The 2,862-nt window shown below is 24.6% G+C and carries 2 protein-coding genes; both read right to left on the bottom strand.

Annotated elements, in window-relative coordinates:
* Positions 1 to 84 precede the first annotated feature (84 nt).
* Entirely contained in the window at positions 85 to 387 is a 303-nt protein-coding gene (locus tag QX51_RS17020; RefSeq protein ID WP_039681100.1) for a hypothetical protein, read from the bottom strand.
* A gap of 55 nt (positions 388 to 442) precedes the next feature.
* Positions 443 to 2,818: a sensor histidine kinase gene (locus QX51_RS17015; protein ID WP_039681099.1), complete on the bottom strand. Its 2,376-nt coding sequence runs from the start codon at positions 2,816 to 2,818 to the stop codon at positions 443 to 445.
* Positions 2,819 to 2,862: the final 44 nt, after the last annotated feature.

Raw genomic sequence — 2,862 nt, 5'->3', positions numbered from 1 at the left:
TAGAAATGTTAGAATATATTATTTTCTAATAAAAAAAGTATAAAAACTTAAGGTAAAATCCTTAAATTTTTATACTTTTTAAATTTAATAGTAAAAATTAAAATCTACATCTACACAGAAAGATCCACGACTTAAAAGTCCACCAAATGATATTGTAATATAGTTCATTTGAGAATCAAGAACTTTATTTATAATTACTTTATATCCATCAACATCGTATAAATTATCATTATCATTTGGTTCATCCAATTCTAAGTCAACCTTTGCATCACTAGTCATTGTTATACATCTAGTAAGAATTCTGATGCATGTCTTATCACTGCTAGCCAAAAGTTTGTCCAATTCTTTTTTAGCTTCATTTGTTATAAGTATGTTCATATCTTCCATTGTTGTCTCTCCTTAAAAATAATTATCTTATTTTAACATATTTTTATAATTATCATTAATTATACACATAAATATCTGAAAATTCCATAGCATACTTTTCAATTTTATTGTTAAGATCACAACTTTTTTCTATATTTATTTTTCCACCTTCCTTGATTACATTAATAGGTAACGTAATTATGAAATTAGAACCTTTCCCTAATTCACTCTCCACATCTATTGTTCCATTATGCAAATTAACTAAAGATTTAACTATTGTAAGTCCTATGCCACTTCCTTCGTTGTTTCTTGTGAGATTATTATCTACTCTAGTTAGTTTTTCAAAAACTGTTTCTAGGTAATCTTTTGGTATACCAATACCACTATCTTTGACCGATATTTTCACATTATCTGCAGTTGATTTAATACTTACCATAATTGGTTCTTTTGAAAAACTATACTTGACTGCATTAGATAATAAATTGAAAATAATTCTTTCAATCTCATCACAGTCACATGCCATAATAATTTGTTCACAATCTGTATCAAAGATAATATTCATATCATTATTTTCTTTGCTATCAATCACTGTGTTGCAAACATTCTCAACTAATTCAACTATATTATAATTTTTCATATTTAATTCGTGATAACCATTTTTTATATAAGTAATATCTATTAGGTTATTGATTAATCTAAGAAGTCTATTAGAGTTTGTTTTTAAATATTTGATATGTTCATGCAAATAATCAAGTTTATATGTATTATTCTCTAAGTTCAAACTTATAAGTTGAATTGTTGACATAATAATATTTATTGGAGTTCTAAACTCATGAGTTATATTAGCTATGAATTCATCCTTGATTTCTTCTATGCATTTAACTTGCTGTGCTAATAACTTTCTTTTTTCATTGGCAATTCTATCACTGACATCTCTACCTGCAGAAAAAAACATATTTTCTTCTTTTAAGATTTTATAATTCCAATCTATCCATTTATAATTATTATCCTTACATCTAAATCTACTTGTTACAGAGCCAAAATCACAATTACTATTAAACATCGTATCAATTATTTGATCTTTATCTTCATGATGAAGTATGTCAAAAAAGTTTATATTTTTAATATCATCATAACCTAATATGTTAGATATTTGATAATTATTATAAATGGGATTTCCATTCAAATCCCATGTTGCAATCATATCTTCAGATACATCTATAAACTGCATTAAAGAATTATTTATTTTTTCAACTTTTCTTCTTTCAGCCTCGATATATTTGCATTTCTTCCAGTTATTTATATTTATTGATAAATATGAACATATGGTTTTTAAGTAATTCATAGGCATACATCTATCCTCATGGCCTTTTTTATATGTCAACATGATAAAACCAGAATAGTCTTTATCAAGAGTCATATTATAAATGCCTACTACAGAGAATTTATCTAATATACATTTTTTATTCATTTTAATACTGTCTAGTTGTATCATCCCTTCACCATATTTATGTATAAATTCGTAGAGCTCTCTGCCTAATTCTTGCTTAGATAATTCTTCTATAACTTCTCCAGTTTGAGCAATAGCATTTAAACTGAAGTCTTTATTATCAAAATATATTACAGAAATACCATCAGCTTTTGAAAATTTCATTAGTTTTTCTATGGTATATTGAATTAAAGATTTATATTCTCTATCTGTATCAAAAACACCTATGTCACAAGTAATTTGAGTTATTTGATTAAGAGCAACTTGATATATGTCATTCAAAAACTTTCTGAGTGTTATATCCAATTTACAATTAGCTATATATTTTATATTATTATTATCATCAAAAATAGGTCCTAAGGTATTACTATACCATTTTTTTTCATTAACAGTTAAATAAATATTTTCATCATTTATTATCTTTTTCTTATCTATTACTATTTTTTCTTTCTTTTCAAGAAAATGACAATCTTCTTTGTTTAGAAAGTCTTTGCTAGTTTTTCCTATAATTTCACTTTTTTCACAAGATAAGTTATCTGCAAATTGTTGATTTACATATATATACTCTCCATTAGTATTTTTGATACAACATTCTACTTGCATTAGATCCAATAGATCTTCTAAATCTTTTTTTGTATACTGCTTATCATATTGTCTCCTTCCAATTATAAAATAAGCATTCTCTCCTTTAAAATCATCTTCTATAAGTTCACCCCATAATGAATGAAAATTATTTTCTTTATTTTTTATATAAAAGTGAAACTTATTATTTTGAGGAAGTTCATTTATAAGCTTATCAAAAGAATGATTAGTAATAGAAATTATTTGGAATAAATTTTTCCCGATTACATCCTCATCATTAACCCCTAACAGCTCTAAAAGAAACTTATTTATAAATAGTATTTGTTTATTTCTGTTAATAACAATAACAGAATAACATAATGAATTTAAAATTTTAATCATAGCTTTCCCCTTTTTAAGTACAATTTTCTATTTAATATAGAAAT

It is taken from the genome of Terrisporobacter othiniensis, from assembly GCF_000808015.1.
Lineage (GTDB): Bacteria > Bacillota > Clostridia > Peptostreptococcales > Peptostreptococcaceae > Terrisporobacter > Terrisporobacter muris.
Note: the sequence above shows the minus strand (reverse complement) of the source record. Positions and strands in the feature narration are given on the sequence as shown.